This is a genomic window from Alteromonas sp. I10 (assembly GCF_003201515.1).
Lineage (GTDB): Bacteria > Pseudomonadota > Gammaproteobacteria > Enterobacterales > Alteromonadaceae > Alteromonas > Alteromonas macleodii.
The window spans coordinates 349,618-364,726 of record NZ_QJJN01000002.1 but is presented as its reverse complement, the minus strand read 5'-3'; the positions used below and the strand labels follow the sequence as shown (position 1 = coordinate 364,726).

Sequence of the window (15,109 nt, the reverse complement as noted above, 5' to 3'; positions counted from 1 at the left end):
CTTAACTCTCTTCATCTGTGGCGCTGTCGTCTTTCCATCCGACTGCTACGCCCGTGTCATAGCGAAGGTCGACGTATTTCACCGCCTTCTCTTGTTGCGCCAGAAGTGGATAAACATCAATAAAGCGTTGTAGCCTATCGATAAACTCCTGACGTCCTAAATTCAATTTAATGCCGTTTTTCAACTGCACTTGCCATGCAAATCGCTCGCTTAAGGACAGCTCGTCTAATGTCATATCCGTCGTCGCTATCAACGCGTGCATGGCGTTGTAGCCTTCAAGGGCGGTTTTTTCGCTGCCACCCGGGCCGTAAAGGCGCGGTAAGTCTAACTTCACGCCTTCGTCGTTAAACGTATCGCCATAAGGGTTTAACAACAAATCTTCATTCCATTGCGCAACCGGCTGCTGCTCAACTAAATAAATTTTTAACGTATTTGGCCACTTCTTTCTTACTGACGCGCGATAAACCCAAGGCTGCGCTTCAACAAGCTCAAATACTTCGTTGACGTCAAGCGCGAAAAAGCTTCCAGGCTGCGCCTTGCGTATTAACCGCTCTAGCTTGGTAATATCGATGTGCTGATAATCACCAGAAAAATCGATAACCTGTACCGGCATTTGCTGTTCATCCTGCAAATACTGGTTTGCTTTAAGCCCACCAAACACTAATCCAGCAATAACAAACAGTAAGAAAGCGACGCCGCCCCACACTGCCGTTTTACTTTTGCCGCTCTTTGCAGAAGCGGGCTTACCTTGATTAGTGTTGGTATCAGCCACGTTTACGCCTTGTTTGCAACGTCATCAAAACTGGTAGAAAGAATACTTAATACCAGTTCATCAAAAGTTAATCCTGCAACTTTGGCTGCCTTAGGCACCAAACTTTTTTCTGTCATGCCAGGCACTGTGTTCGCCTCTAGCAAATAAAACTGCCTTTGGTTGTCCTGCATAACGTCAATTCTACCCCAGCCGCTGCCAGAAATAGCATCAAAAGCACGGGATGCTAGCTTTGCTAGCTGCGCTTCTTGCTCTTCAGACAAGCCGCTTGGGCAATAGTATTCTGTTGTATTATCCTGATATTTCGCCGCATAATCATAGAATGTATGTGGAGTAGACATGCGAATAGACGGCAACGCCTGTCCCTGCAATACAGAAACAGTGAATTCGGGGCCATCTATATACTGCTCTAACAGGACTTGATTATCGTATTTAAAGGCGTCCTGAATGGCAGTTTCGAGCTGTTTAGCGCTTGTCACTCTCGCCATGCCAATACTCGACCCTTCTCTGGCCGGTTTTACCATGACTTCATTCCCCAATTTATCCATTATAGCGCTGCACTTACCAGCTTCAAAGTGCCTTTTATCAGCAATTTCATATTTTGCAGTGGGTAAGCCTAAACTTTGCCACACTTGCTTAGTATGAATTTTGTCCATTGCCAGCGCAGAACCTAAAACTCGGCTTCCCGTGTAGGGGATTTTTAGGAACTGAAGGGCTCCTTGCATAGAGCCATCTTCACCACCGCGACCGTGCAGCATAATGAGCGCTCTATCGACGTTGAGATCGATAAGGTCGGTCAGAGGTCGCTCTGCTGGGTCAAACGCAAACGCATCTACGCCTTGTCGTAACAATGCATTTAACACCGCATTGCCCGAATTAAGTGATACTTCCCGTTCAGCAGAGTCACCGCCGAGCAGCACAGCTACTTTGCCATACTCGTTCGGCGAGTGGGTTTTCTGTGAGTGAATACTTACTGAAGGTGTAAACATCTTATTCCCCTTCCTTTGCAAGTGTGATCGGCTCTAGCGCGTGACGAGCTAAGAGCTTAGCAATTTGTCCGATGTTGCCCGCCCCTTGGGTCATAACGATGTCGCCATCTTGCATGATATTCGCCAAAATAGCTGGTAAGGCGTCTTTGTCACCTACGTACACAGGCTCTATTTGACCGCGCTGACGAATGGAGCGACACAACGCTTTACTGTCAGCACCTTCAATAGGTTGTTCACTGGCAGCATATACATCCAGAAGCAACAGTGCATCAACGCTCGACAGTACCTCAACAAAGTCTTCGTAAAGGTCGCGGGTGCGCGTAAAGCGATGTGGCTGGTAAACCATAACCAAGCGCTTATCAGGCCAGTTTGCACGAGCCGCAGCGATAGTCGCCCTTACTTCCGTTGGGTGGTGACCATAGTCATCGACTAAACACACCTCGCCCTTACTGGTAGTAAACGTACCTAGCTGCTCGAAACGACGGCCTATGCCGCCAAAGCTGGCTAGCGCGCGAATGATAGCGTCGTCATCTACACCTTCATCCGTTGCTACAGCGATAGCAGCAAGGGCATTAAGCACGTTGTGGTTACCGGTGAGGTTCAGCGTAATATCTAGCGGTTCGCGTTCTGGGCGTATAACCGTAAAATTCGCTTTACCGAATGACAGTGAAACATTTTCTGCGCGATAGTCATTGTGAGATTCAAAACCGTAGGTAAGAATACTTCGGCCTATACGAGGGCGAATCTCTTGAATATTTGCATCATCACCGCATACGATGGCCTGCCCATAAAAGGGTAGGTTCGACAAGAAATCAACAAAGGTATCTTTCACCTTTGAGAAGTCGCCACCATAAGTATCCATATGGTCGGCTTCAATATTGGTCACCACAGAAACCATCGGCTGCAAATGAAGGAAGGACGCATCGCTCTCGTCAGCCTCTGCGATTAGATAACGGCTTTTGCCTAGTCGCGCATTCGTACCAGCGCTGTTAAGCAAACCACCGATAACAAACGTAGGATCATACTCCGCTTCTGCGAAAATCGTTGAAATCAAACTGGTTGTAGTCGTTTTGCCGTGGGTACCCGCCACCGCAATACCGTGGCGGAATCGCATCAATTCTGCCAGCATTTCTGCACGGCGAATAATCGGAATGCGCTTTTCACGAGCCACGATAATCTCTGGGTTTTGCTCGTTGATGGCGCTAGACACCACAATAACGTCCATGCCTTCAACATTTTCCGCACGGTGGCCTATTTTCACATCAGCACCTAATTCGCTTAGCCGCTGTGTCATTGGCCCTTCTTGAATGTCAGAGCCAGCAATAACATAACCTTCGTTCAGTAATACTTCGGCAATACCCCCCATACCGGCACCGCCGATACCAATAAAGAATATATTTTTAACCCTGCGCATTTGCGGGCTTTCAAATGGGGTTTTAAAAACCATTAGTCCCCTACTCCTACCACGCTTTTAACGTGGCTTACTACATTTTCCGTGGCATGAGTGCTTGCACATGTTTTCGCTACAGCACCCATCTTTAAGCAGCCTTCAGGGTGTTGTAACCACTGACGCACCGCCTGCCCTAAATTTTCTTTCAAAACTGATTGAGCGATCATTAATGCCGCATTTTGCTTTACTAATGACTGCGCATTTTTTGTTTGGTGATCGTCTACCGCAAAAGGTAGCGGTACGAAAATCGCCGCGCGTCCGGCAGCTGCAACTTCACTTACCGTAAGCGCACCGGCTCTACAGACAACAAAGTCCGCCCATTCATAAGCTGCGGCCATGTCATCAATAAAGTCACTGACATCGATTTTCGACATATCTGCGCCCACCGACGTGTAGGCTTTAATGACACCTTCACTGTTGCCTTTTCCACATTGGTGTTTGATTGATAAACCTTCTAGCACCCCGCAAGTCTCCGGCACGGTTTCATTGAGAATTTGTGCGCCTAAACTGCCGCCTACAACAAGTAAATTAAGGCCTCGTTTATGCCCTGTGGTGTTTTCACGAGCGTCTGCGTCAATGTCTACAGATTTGGGCTTCACCTGCCAAATTTCATCTCGAACAGGATTGCCCACAGTATGCACCTTAGTAGCGCCACCTGAAAATTGTTCTTTGGCATCGTCAAAGCCCAGAAGCACGCGACTTGCGAATTTACTAAGAAGCTTATTGGTCATGCCTGCCGCTGCATTTTGTTCATGCACAATAACGGGAATACCTAAGCTCTTTGCAGCAACCCCACCAGGGCCGCTAGCGTAACCGCCAAATCCAACAACGATATCAGGTTGAAGGCGCTTTATAATTCGCCTTGCAGAAAATAAGCTTTTAACTAACGCAACAGCACCTTGAAGACGTGCCGTAACACCTTTGCCACGAAGCCCTTTTACCGGAATAAAGTGAATAGGTATGTCGTGCTTAGGCACAACTTGCGCTTCCATCCGCTCGGCGGTGCCTAGCCAATGAATGTCCCAACCTTCCTTTCGAAGCGCGTTTGCCACTGCAAGGCCTGGGAAAACATGCCCGCCTGTACCGCCAGCCATAATTAAGCAACGCTTAGCCATTATCAGCCTCCTGCGCTACCCGCGCGAGTATAGCTTTAATGCCAGCTTTTCCTTCGTCTTCTGTACTTGATGTTTTGGCGCTAGGTTTAGCTTCAACCGTCGCTGTAGAAAAATCCGCTTCATCGGCCCCGCTCTCTACACTTGCCTCACCTTCAGCTTGTGACGCTTTAGTTTGCGACGCGCTTGTAGGAATAGGCTTTTTACGGCGGGCCTTGCTCTTACCGGATTTGCTGTCGCCCCGGCCAATCGCCTGTACGCCATCAACCCGTAATTCAAAATCGATACGAAGTAATATGGCTACTGCTACTGACATGATGATAAGTGACGAGCCGCCGTAGCTAACTAACGGCAGTGTTAACCCTTTTGTTGGCAGAATACCTGCGCTTGCACCAATATTTACCGCCGTTTGGAAACTGAACCAGATGCCTATGCTGTAAGCCATGTAACCATCAAACGCTCGCCCTTTTTCAAGTGCCTTATTTCCAATGCTCAGTGCACGCAACACCATCCACAAAATAAGGCCGAGTACGGCAAGCACACCAACGAAACCTAGCTCTTCCGCTAGGATGGCCATAACGAAGTCAGTGTGTGCTTCGGGTAAGAATTCCAGTTTTTGCAAACTATTGCCTAGGCCTTGCCCAAACCAGTTACCGCGGCCATAGGCCATCAAAGACTGGGTTAGCTGATAACCAGCGCCAAACGGATCAGCCCAAGGGTCTAAAAAGGACGTAACCCGTTTCATTCGGTATTCTTCAAACACGATAAGCGCTACAACCGCCAATATGCCTGCAAACACCAGTGCGAAGAACTGCCAAAGTCGTGCACCAGCTAAAAACAGCAAGCCAATCGTGGTTGCAAACATCACAACGACGGTACCTAAGTCTGGCTGTAACAGTAATAGCATCGCTAACGCAAAGAACACGACAAGGGGTTTAATAAATCCTTTTAGATTTTCGGTCACTTCTTCGTAGCGGCGAACCAGATAACCAGCCAAATAGGCAAAGAAAAAGAGCTTAGCAGGCTCGGCAGCTTGAATGGTTATAGGCCCAATCGCCAACCAGCGGGTACTCCCGTTTACAGTTCTTCCCACTACCAGAACTGCTAGCAATAGCGCGATGGCCGCGAGCAGAAGATAGGGATTGGTCATGCGCCAAAACTGCATGGGCAAATTCAGCACTACCATAGCGGCAACGATCGCCCCAACAATGTAAATACCGTGGCGAATAGCAAAATAGAAGGGGTTGTCGTGCAGCCTATCGGCCACCGGCATCGACGCCGAGGTGACGATAATAATGCCAATACTCATTAGCGCGAGCGCAATTAAGATAAGCGTCACGTCATAGGGATGCGTTGCCGAAGGTTGTCCGTCATGCTTCGCGGCAAATAACGCGCTAAGTTTGGTAGAGGCAGCAATCATGATGTGGCCTCCACAGCGTCGTCGTTCTTACTGTGTAGATTAAGTAGGTCGTGTACATCTTGTTTAAACACGTCACCGCGATGCATATAGTTCTTAAACATATCTAAACTTGCACACGCAGGCGAAAGCAGCACAACATCACCAGGGGCAGCAAGTCTTGTTGCTGCTTTTACGGCGTCTTTCATCGTTGCCACACGAGTTGTATGCGCAAAACTCTTTTCAAACAGGTGTGCATCTTTGCCCAAAGCAAACACGTGCGATACATATTTAGTTAGATAAGGCGAGAGGCTGGCTATATCAGCGCCTTTAGCGTCACCACCTGCAATAAGAATGAGCTTCCCTTGTATAGTCGGGGCTAACCCTTCAAGGGCAGCTACAGTGGCGCCAATGTTGGTTGCTTTGGAGTCGTCGATATATCGGATGTCGTTTACACGGGCTATTTCCACACAACGATGTGGCGCAGCTTTAAAACTGTGTAGATGTTTAACCGCGAGCGCTGGCGAAACACCTAGCTGAAGGCAGATACCCAATGCAGCCATGATGTTTAGTACGTTGTGCATGCCCGCCAAATGAATATCGCTAAGGGCAATAAGCTTTTCGTCTTTAAACGTTATATGTAGACTTTGTTCATCGTCACGAGCACTATCGTCACCGTCAAAAGACGCAATCGCAAACCCTGTGGTCGACTCTCCCAGTCCATATTCAACGATATTTTTTGACGCTAGCGACTCTTCATTAGACGCGGCATTAGATTCGCCATCAGATACTGCATTTGATGCAGCAATCCCCTTAGCAACGGTAATAAGCTGCTCGTAAGGTGCTACAAACTCACCGTCTCGCCACACAACCGCAGATTTCGCGTTTTCAAAAATGCGATGCTTGGCATCGATATAGGCTTCAAGGGTACCGTGACGGTCTAGGTGATCATCGGAAATATTAAGGACAGTAGCAGCTTCGAGCACCAAGCTAGACGTTGTTTCAAGTTGAAAACTTGATAACTCCATCACCACTACATCTGCATCACTTTGAAGCGCTTCAAGCACAGGGCGACCTACGTTACCCGCTTCAATACTTTTTACGCCGCAGCTTTTGAGCAGATGGTTCACTAATAAAGTAACCGTGGTTTTACCGTTAGAGCCGGTTATACCTACTACGCGCTTAGCTGGCGTAGCATCACTCGTGGAGGCATTTAATCGGGCAAACAATTCCACGTCGCCGATCACCTCAACACCACACTTTTGCGCTAAAGCCACTTGTTCAATATTCAGAGCAAGCCCCGGGCTTAACACCAAGGTGTCTACACCATCAAAGTAATCTTCGCTTAGAGCAGTGCAAGTGACCTTCTCTGCCATAAACGCTTGCATGTCAGTATCAATATCAGAATCAGGGTCGGTAACTAGAGTAAAATTAGCACGGGTATCAAATGCTTTAACCTTTGCCTGCTTTTGCAACAAAAAGCGCACGCAAGCCTGACCTGTAACACCTAGGCCACCGACTACATAACTATGCTCACGTACGTTATACGACATTACGATTTATCTCTTTAGCGCTTATCTAAGTTTGAGGGTAGCAAGACCCACCAACACCAAAATGATTGAAATGATCCAAAAACGCACTATTACGCGCGGCTCTGGCCAGCCCTTCAATTCATAGTGATGGTGAATAGGCGCCATACGAAAAATACGCTGGCCACGCAATTTGTAAGAACCTACCTGAAGGATGACCGACAGGGTTTCCATAACAAAAACACCACCCATGATGATTAACACGAGTTCTTGGCGCACTAATACAGCTAACACACCTAGTGTGCCGCCTAGCGCTAGTGAGCCAACGTCACCCATAAATACTTGTGCCGGATACGTGTTAAACCATAAAAAGCCTAAGCCTGCACCGACCATGGCAGTACACACAATCACCAGTTCGCTGGTAAGCGGAATATGAGGAATATTCAGGTATTCAGCAAAGTTCGCATTACCTGTCACATAGGCGAAAATGGCAAATGCGCCTGCCACCAATATAGTGGGCACAATGGCAAGTCCATCCAATCCATCGGTAAGGTTTACCGCGTTACTTGTGCCTACAATGGCAAAGTAGGTAATAATGATGAAGAACGCACCTAACTGCGGGAACACTTCTTTGAAGAAAGGCACCAGTAGTGAGGTTTCAGCGCTTATTGTTGCACTGCTGTATAGATAGAATGCGACGCCTAACGCAACCACAGATTGCCAGAAATATTTCCAACGAGCGATAAGCCCCTTCGAATCTTTGCGGATCACTTTTCTGTAGTCGTCAACAAACCCAATAATACCGTAGGCCACAACCACGGTAAGGGTTACCAACACATAACGGTTAGTCAGGTCAGCCCAAAGCAGGCCGCTTACTACAATTGCTGCGAGTATAAGTAACCCGCCCATAGTGGGTGTGCCTGATTTTGACAAATGGCTTTGCGGGCCATCGTCTCGTACAGTTTGACCAATTTGCATACGCTGCAAATAACGAATCATCTTAGGGCCAATAAGAATGGCAATAAGTAATGCGGTCAGCGTGCTTAAAATTGCACGAAGGGTAAGGTATGAAAATACGTTAAACCCTGAATCGAATTGTGTCAGCCAGTCGGCTAGCCAAATTAACATGCTATTCGCTCCCGACGGCTATCGTGCTTTCCCAGCGCAGAGGCCTCTACCGCCTCTACCACACGTTCCATTCTGGAACTGCGTGAACCTTTAACTAAAATTGAAATATCGCGCTGCTGCACTAACAAATCACTCTCCATTGCGGCCAACAAACTTTCAACATCGCTGAAATGGCCACCATTTTCATTAAACACAGCACTGGCTGATTGACTCAAAACACCCATGGTATACAGGTAATTAATTCCTTTTTGTTTAGCGTATTCCCCCACCTGCTCGTGGTAAAAACGCGCTTTTTCACCCAACTCTTTCATGTCGCCTAGAACAAGAACGCGGATACCTGAAAAGCTACTTAGCGTATCAATTGCCGCATTTACAGACGCCACGTTGGCGTTGTAGGTGTCATCTAACAGGCGAACCTGTTCGGTAAGCTGCTTTACATTCAAGCGGCCGCTAACTTGCTTCATGGCAAGTAAGCCGTCGCGCACGTTTTCTAGTGTGGCGCCAACTTGCAGCGTTAATGCCGCAGCGACAAGGGCATTCCCTACGTTGTGAACGCCAGGAATAGTAAGCTGAATAGACATATCTCCTTGCGGGCAAACCAAGTGGAATGCGGCGCACCCATCTAGCCCTATAGTGATATCTTCTGCTCTAAAATCAGCATCGTTTTTCTGCTGGGGCGAAAACGTTAGCGTTTTGGTCTGTTTAAGTTTGCCTTGCCAAAATTCAGAAAACTGGCTATCAACATTGACTACCGCCACGCCGTCACTGCCTAAGCCTTTAAAAATTTCACTTTTGGCACGCGCTACACCTAGCAAACTTCCAAAGCCTTCTAGATGAGAAGCGGCGGCGTTTACGATAGTCGCGACGTCCGGCTTAACAAGGTTCGTGGTATAGGCGATTTCACCAATGTGATTTGCGCCTAACTCCATCACTGCATATTCATGCTGAGGTTCAAGGCGTAGAAGGGTTAGCGGCACACCGATATCATTATTGAAGTTACCGTTTGTGGCTAATACATTGCCTCTTCGCTCCAAAATAGCGGCACACATTTCCTTTACGGTGGTTTTGCCACTGCTTCCGGTAATCGCAATCGTTTTGGGCGCCACATAAGCTTTTACTGCCGAACCTAATAGACCAAGTGCTTCTTTGGTATCTTCAACCATGATGACAGGTAACGAGGTTGCTACGTCTTCACTGGCAATAACCGCACTTGCTCCCGCTTTCTCCGCCGTTGAAATAAAATCATGGCCGTTAAAATTCGGACCTTTCAAGGCCAAGTAAACTGCGCCATCTTCTAGGGTGCGGGTATCGGTACTTACTGCAGACACTTCAACGTCAGCAGCGCCTTTCAATAATTTTCCATTAACCTTTTCGGCTATCCATGACAGCGTTGTTGTTATCATTTGCTGTACTCCTGTTGCAGTCGCGCCACAACTGCACGTTCGTTATAGTTAGTCTTTTTGTCACCGATAATTTGGTAATCTTCATGGCCTTTTCCGGCCACGATGATGATGTCGCTTTCATGCGCATGCTCAAGGCAATGACGAATAGCTTGCTCGCGATCGGGAATAGACACTGCCAGCTCACGGTTTTTCAAACCCGCAATGATATCCTCGGCGATAGATTCAGGGCTTTCACTGCGACTGTTATCTGTGGTGATCACAATAGCGTCAGCACCAACCTCGGCAGCCTGCCCCATTAACGGTCGCTTGCCTTTGTCTCTGTCCCCGCCGCAGCCAAACACACACCACACTTTGCCCGTTGTATGGAATTTGGCGCTTAACAGCACTTTCTCCAGAGCGTCTGGCGTATGCGCGTAGTCCACCACTAGGTTCGCCGCACCCGTTACAGGGAAAACTTCCATTCGCCCGGGTACAGACGTGATTGCATTTACCGCGTTAACCACGTCATCAAAACGCTCACCTTCAGCGAGTAACGTACCTATAGCACTCAATACATTACTGATATTGAACTTTCCGAATAGTGGCAGCGAAATAGCAGCGCTTCCCCACGAACTCACCAGTTCAAAGCTACATCCACCTGCATGATAAGAAGCATTTGTGGCGAAACAATGGCGACTTTGAGGATTGTTATGCTCTCGCAAGTACTCACTTTCACCGCTTCCATCCTGACCACTTTCGTCTATACCTGTCCAGATGCGTGTAATCGACTTATCTGCTGCACCATCCCACTTCTTACTTTCATCATCATTAGCGTTTAATACCACAGCCTTTAAACCTGGCTGCTGAAGCAGCAAGCGCTTGGCTTTGCCGTACTCTTCCATGGTGCCGTGGTAATCGAGATGATCTCGAGTAAGGTTGGTGAAAACAGCGATATCGGTTTTTACTGTACCAAGCCGACCTTGAACCAATGCGTGAGAACTTGCTTCGAAGGCCGTATGGCGCACTTCACTTTGCACAAAGTCTGCCAACAAATACTGCATACGTATGGCATCGGGCGTAGTGTTTGCTGCCGGCGTGTTCGACCACTGGGTTTCATCGCCTTCAAACACACTGCTCCCTAGAGTTCCGATGCTTGCACTACGTGTACCTAACGCATCCTTAAGCTGGGTAAGCAATTGAACTGTAGAGGTTTTTCCGTTTGTCCCTGTCACTGCTACCGTCGTCATTTTCTGAGCAGGGTAGTCGTAAAATGCAGCAGCTAATGCAGAGAGCATTTGTGGTAATTCATACAGCGAGATAATGACGCTGTGGTCACGCATTTCCATCTGACCATGGGCACTACTGTCTTCAGTTTGCGCCAGAATTACACGGGCCCCTAAACTTATTGCCTGGGGTATAAAATCTCGACCATCGCGTTCGTGGCCCTTAATTGCCAAGAACGCTAAGCGTGTATTCACTTCTCGGCTGTCTAGCGTTAAACCTTCAATGCGGATATCTGGGGCGTCTACACCAAATTTCGCCAATAAAGCTTTTATACTTTGAATAAAGGCACTAACTACCACTTTGACCTCCTTTCAATAAGCGGCTAGATGTAACCTGCTTGTCATCGGGCGTAACGTTTAACATGTGCAGTGCGCCACCCATAATTGATGAAAAGACAGGTGCAGCGGTATCCCCCGCGTGATACAAATCACCGCCAGGTTCGTTGATCAATACAATAGTTACTAGCCTGGGGTCAGACACAGGTGCGATACCGGCGAAAATGTTGACGTACTCTTCGCCGTACCCGCCGGCCACCGCTTTTCGGCTTGTTCCTGTTTTCCCAGCAACGCGATAACCTGGTACCGACGCTTTTGTTGCTGTGCCGCCACGCTGGGTTACGCTTTCCATCATTTGAACAATAGCGTTAGCGTTTTCTTCGCTGATCACCCGCTCAGATTGAGCCTGCCATGAAGGTTGCTCTGGCGACTTGATGACATTAAGCGGTGTTTTAATACCGCCGTTCGCCAACGTTGCGTAAAGACGCCCCAACTGTGCAGTGGTAACCGAAATGCCGTATCCAAATGACAGCGTGGCTAGCTCAAATTCAGACCAGCGGCTGCGCTCATGAAAGATACCGCTACTCTCACCCGCCATATTAAGCCCGGTATCGCTCATTAAGCCCATATTGTAATAGGTATCCAGCAGGAACTGTTTAGGCACAGAAAGCGCCAGCTTCGACGTCCCCATATTTGAGGAATGCTGAATAATTTCTTCTAGCGTTAGCTCGCCGTAATTGCGCGAATCTTTTACTAGGCTGCCGCCTAATCGCATCCATCCTGGATGAGTGTTTACTGAGTCTTCAGGCTCCACTTCACCGAACTCTAATGCAGTAAGGACGGCCAGCGGTTTTAGCGCCGAGCCTGGTTCGAACGCATCGGTAATAACCCTGTTACGCATTCTGTGCGCAGAAATATCGCTTCTGTCATTCGGATTGAACGACGGTGCATTCACCATGGCTAACACATCACCGCTTTTTACATCGATGACAATGGCGGAAGCCGAGCTTGATTGGTAATAAATCATGGCTTCTTTAATTTCTTTATAAGCAAGTGCCTGAATACGCTGATCAATAGTCAGCTGCAGGTCGCCGGCTTTTTCGCCAGACTTTGTTTCCAAGATTTCTACCTGACGGCCTTTCGCATCGCGGCGTATTTTACGAGAACCCGGCGTGCCCGTTAGCCACTCGTTATACATGCGCTCCAAGCCTTCAACGCCTGTATCATCAACATCGGTTACGCCGATTAACTGCGCTGAAACTTCACCTGTAGGATAGTAGCGGCGGCTTTCACGGCGAAGATAAATGCCTGGAATGTCCAGTTTATCAACGTACTCTGCCATGGCAGGCGACACCTGACGCTGCAAGTAAACAAAGCGGCGTTTGGGGTTTGCCACTTTTTCTTTGAGTTCATTGACGTCTTGGCGCAGTACATCTGCCAGCGCTTCCCAACGGCGCTCTTCCTCGAAGCCGTTGTTTTCATGGATAACCTTAGGGTCTGCGTAGATGGCCCGAACAGGCACACTCACCGCCAGCTCAACACCATTTCTATCGGTAATGAGCCCGCGATAGGTTGGCATGTCACGGGTTCTTAGTGTGCGGTTGTCGCCCTGTTGAATTAGCTCGTCTGGCTCAATAACTTGAATATAGGCTGCACGGGCGGCGAGCACGCTGAAAACTAGCATAATAACAACAAGCACAACGACAAAGCGCCAGTGCACTAAGCTTGGCGTGACATTTTGTTTTGCACCGGTTTTTTTACGTTGGCGAGAAAGTGCTGTTGTACTCATTTTAACTTCACCACTACTTCATCGTCTGCGGTTGGGCGGTACATTTCTAACTGTTTTTCAACCAGGTTTTCTATGCGGTTATGCTCGGTCAACGCGCGTTGCTCAAGCACGAGGTTACGCCACTCGACATCAAGCTCATCTTTCTCTTGCATAAGGTCTTCAAGGGCAATGACCTGCTGTCTGTTGTGATGACTGCTTATTGTCACTGCCATGGCACTTGTGATAACCATTAAATACAACAAAACCCGCAACTTGTTGCGGGTCAAATCTGAAACAATTATTAGCAGTAATTTAAAATTAGTGCTGGCCTTGTCTGGCGCGGCTTTGGTCATAACTTTTCTGCCACACGTAATACCGAACTGCGAGAGCGAACGTTGTTCGCAATCTCCTGTTCTGAAGGTTTTATCGCTTTGCCCAAGGCTTTTAACACTTTATCTGCATCTATTTCAGCCTGAGTAATCGGTAAGTTGTGCGGTACTGATTTCCCTTTACTTTGATCCTTAATGAAGCGTTTTACTAAACGGTCTTCAAGAGAGTGAAACGAAATAACGGCAAGACGTCCTTCTTTCGCCAACACCTGTGTCGCGGCTTTAAGGCCAACACGAAGTTGCTCAAGTTCCGCATTGATATAAATGCGAATACCTTGGAATGCACGGGTTGCCGGATGTTTAAACTTATCCTTTACAGGAACCGCTTCGTCGATAATTTTGGCTAGCTGAGCTGTGCGCGTGATGGGTGTTTCTTTGCGCGTGTTTACAATGGCATGGGCTATGCGTTTGCCGAACTTCTCTTCGCCAAACTCTTTAATAACCTGCGTAATGTCTTGTTCTTCGGCGTTAGCCAACCAGTCTGCAGCACTTTGTCCACGTGAGGTGTCCATACGCATATCCAGCGGGCCGTCACGAAGGAAGCTAAAACCACGCTCGGCATCATCTAGCTGAGGTGAAGACACCCCCAAATCCATAAGCACACCGTCAATCTTACCGGTTAGTCCCAGCGCTTCGATTTCTTCTGCCATATCACCAAACGGTGAGTGGATAATGCTAAAACGCTTATCATCGGCGAAACGTTCTGCCGCTTTGATTGCTTGCGGGTCACGGTCAAAGGCGATGAGTCGCCCGTGTTCGCCCAATGCATCCAAAATATGTGCTGAGTGCCCCCCACGGCCGAAAGTGGCGTCGATGTAGATACCGTTCGGTTTGATCGCTAGGGCTTCAATGCATTCATCAAGCAATACTGAAATATGTTTAAATTCGCTAGGCTGCGTCATAGAGAAAAGTCCTGTAATCGTTCGGTAAGTTCAAATTCGCCTTTGCGTTCGGTGTCTATATCAGCTTCAACTTGTTGTGCCCAAATATCGGCATCCCAAATTTCGAATTTGTTTAACTGACCAACTAACATGACTTCTTTTGAGAGTTTTGCGAAACTTCGCAGTGGAGTAGGAACAAGAATGCGCCCGCTTTTATCCATCTCACCTTCTGAAGCATAACCTAGTAGCAATCGCTGCAAGCGACGCTCAGCTGGGATCATGCTTGAAAGTTTAGAGAGTTTAAGCTCAATCTCTTCCCATTCGGGAAGTGGGTAAAGTAGCAAACAACTTTGTTGTGTATCGACTGTGCAGACCAGTTGTCCCTGACAATCATCCAGCAGCGACTGACGATACTTCGTCGGTATAGCCAGTCTGCCTTTTGTATCCAGATTGATTGCGTTAGCGCCGCGGAACATTCCCCTAGCCTTTTATTATTTGCTCTTGGTTTTCTTGTTTTTTGAGTACTAATCTGCAAAGTGATGATGATTTGATCCACAATTCGCCACATTTACCCACTGAGATACAGTTTAGGTATCAATGATCCCCACTGTCAAGTAGAAAAAAGGCGTGAAGGCCGCATAAACACTGGGTTTAAACTGTTTGGATATACAGTGTTTTTAGGAAGTGTATGATTAGGCGTGTAAAAAAGATTAAAAAATATTCAGGTGAGAAAAAATAAAGGTGTAATTAATCGATG

General features: G+C 47.8%; 13 protein-coding genes. All 13 read right to left on the bottom strand.

Going from position 1 to position 15,109, the window contains the following annotated elements; translation table 11 throughout:
• Position 1: 1 nt before the first annotated feature.
• From BZA03_RS05985 to mraZ, 13 genes are read right to left on the bottom strand one after another with little or no spacing between them, the layout of a single operon-like run.
• Positions 2-772, bottom strand: coding sequence for a cell division protein FtsQ/DivIB (locus tag BZA03_RS05985; protein ID WP_014977223.1), 771 nt, complete (start codon positions 770-772; stop codon positions 2-4).
• Positions 773-774: 2 nt separating this feature from the next.
• Positions 775-1,758 carry a D-alanine--D-alanine ligase gene (locus BZA03_RS05980; protein ID WP_014950427.1) on the bottom strand — a complete coding sequence of 328 codons (984 nt, stop codon included), beginning with the start codon at positions 1,756-1,758 and terminating at the stop codon, positions 775-777.
• A 1-nt stretch (position 1,759) separates the two neighbouring features.
• Positions 1,760-3,205, bottom strand: a complete 1,446-nt coding sequence (gene murC, locus BZA03_RS05975; protein WP_110288240.1) for a UDP-N-acetylmuramate--L-alanine ligase — start codon at positions 3,203-3,205, stop codon at positions 1,760-1,762.
• Positions 3,205-4,323, bottom strand: a complete 1,119-nt coding sequence (gene murG, locus BZA03_RS05970; protein ID WP_075176898.1) for an undecaprenyldiphospho-muramoylpentapeptide beta-N-acetylglucosaminyltransferase — start codon at positions 4,321-4,323, stop codon at positions 3,205-3,207. Before murG ends, murC begins: the two co-directional genes overlap by 1 nt.
• A complete protein-coding gene (ftsW, locus tag BZA03_RS05965; protein WP_075176897.1) occupies positions 4,316-5,740 on the bottom strand; it encodes a cell division protein FtsW in 1,425 nt (474 codons plus the stop codon). The genes murG and ftsW overlap by 8 nt, the downstream gene beginning before the upstream one ends.
• Positions 5,737-7,269 (bottom strand): UDP-N-acetylmuramoyl-L-alanine--D-glutamate ligase, encoded by a 1,533-nt coding sequence (gene murD, locus BZA03_RS05960; protein ID WP_110288239.1) that lies wholly within the window; start codon positions 7,267-7,269, stop codon positions 5,737-5,739. The genes ftsW and murD overlap by 4 nt, the downstream gene beginning before the upstream one ends.
• A gap of 21 nt (positions 7,270-7,290) precedes the next feature.
• Complete coding sequence (gene mraY, locus BZA03_RS05955; RefSeq protein ID WP_014950432.1) at positions 7,291-8,373, bottom strand: phospho-N-acetylmuramoyl-pentapeptide-transferase; 1,083 nt, start codon at positions 8,371-8,373, stop codon at positions 7,291-7,293.
• Positions 8,367-9,776 carry a UDP-N-acetylmuramoyl-tripeptide--D-alanyl-D-alanine ligase gene (murF, locus tag BZA03_RS05950; protein WP_110288238.1) on the bottom strand — a complete coding sequence of 470 codons (1,410 nt, stop codon included), beginning with the start codon at positions 9,774-9,776 and terminating at the stop codon, positions 8,367-8,369. Before murF ends, mraY begins: the two co-directional genes overlap by 7 nt.
• Positions 9,773-11,338 carry a UDP-N-acetylmuramoyl-L-alanyl-D-glutamate--2,6-diaminopimelate ligase gene (locus BZA03_RS05945; RefSeq protein ID WP_110288237.1) on the bottom strand — a complete coding sequence of 522 codons (1,566 nt, stop codon included), beginning with the start codon at positions 11,336-11,338 and terminating at the stop codon, positions 9,773-9,775. The genes murF and BZA03_RS05945 overlap by 4 nt, the downstream gene beginning before the upstream one ends.
• On the bottom strand, positions 11,328-13,103 hold the full coding sequence (locus tag BZA03_RS05940; RefSeq protein WP_014977227.1) for a peptidoglycan glycosyltransferase FtsI: 1,776 nt from the start codon (positions 13,101-13,103) through the stop codon (positions 11,328-11,330). Before BZA03_RS05940 ends, BZA03_RS05945 begins: the two co-directional genes overlap by 11 nt.
• Positions 13,100-13,435: a cell division protein FtsL gene (gene ftsL / locus BZA03_RS05935; protein WP_110288236.1), complete on the bottom strand. Its 336-nt coding sequence runs from the start codon at positions 13,433-13,435 to the stop codon at positions 13,100-13,102. Before ftsL ends, BZA03_RS05940 begins: the two co-directional genes overlap by 4 nt.
• Positions 13,432-14,373 carry a 16S rRNA (cytosine(1402)-N(4))-methyltransferase RsmH gene (gene rsmH, locus BZA03_RS05930; protein ID WP_014950437.1) on the bottom strand — a complete coding sequence of 314 codons (942 nt, stop codon included), beginning with the start codon at positions 14,371-14,373 and terminating at the stop codon, positions 13,432-13,434. Before rsmH ends, ftsL begins: the two co-directional genes overlap by 4 nt.
• Positions 14,370-14,828 (bottom strand): division/cell wall cluster transcriptional repressor MraZ, encoded by a 459-nt coding sequence (gene mraZ, locus BZA03_RS05925; RefSeq protein WP_012519465.1) that lies wholly within the window; start codon positions 14,826-14,828, stop codon positions 14,370-14,372. Before mraZ ends, rsmH begins: the two co-directional genes overlap by 4 nt.
• Positions 14,829-15,109 lie beyond the last annotated feature (281 nt).

Bases quoted from the DNA above. Each gene is read 5' to 3' on its own strand.
- BZA03_RS05980 (WP_014950427.1), bottom strand. From the start codon at position 1,758: ATGTTTACACCTTCAGTAAGTATTCACTCACAGAAAACCCACTCGCCG.
- murC (WP_110288240.1), bottom strand. From the start codon at position 3,205: ATGGTTTTTAAAACCCCATTTGAAAGCCCGCAAATGCGCAGGGTTAAA.
- murD (WP_110288239.1), bottom strand. From the start codon at position 7,269: ATGTCGTATAACGTACGTGAGCATAGTTATGTAGTCGGTGGCCTAGGT.
- murF (WP_110288238.1), bottom strand. From the start codon at position 9,776: ATGATAACAACAACGCTGTCATGGATAGCCGAAAAGGTTAATGGAAAA.
- ftsL (WP_110288236.1), bottom strand. From the start codon at position 13,435: ATGACCAAAGCCGCGCCAGACAAGGCCAGCACTAATTTTAAATTACTG.
- BZA03_RS05940 (WP_014977227.1), bottom strand. From the start codon at position 13,103: ATGAGTACAACAGCACTTTCTCGCCAACGTAAAAAAACCGGTGCAAAA.
- ftsW (WP_075176897.1), bottom strand. From the start codon at position 5,740: ATGATTGCTGCCTCTACCAAACTTAGCGCGTTATTTGCCGCGAAGCAT.
- murG (WP_075176898.1), bottom strand. From the start codon at position 4,323: ATGGCTAAGCGTTGCTTAATTATGGCTGGCGGTACAGGCGGGCATGTT.
- mraZ (WP_012519465.1), bottom strand. From the start codon at position 14,828: ATGTTCCGCGGCGCTAACGCAATCAATCTGGATACAAAAGGCAGACTG.
- mraY (WP_014950432.1), bottom strand. From the start codon at position 8,373: ATGTTAATTTGGCTAGCCGACTGGCTGACACAATTCGATTCAGGGTTT.
- rsmH (WP_014950437.1), bottom strand. From the start codon at position 14,373: ATGACGCAGCCTAGCGAATTTAAACATATTTCAGTATTGCTTGATGAA.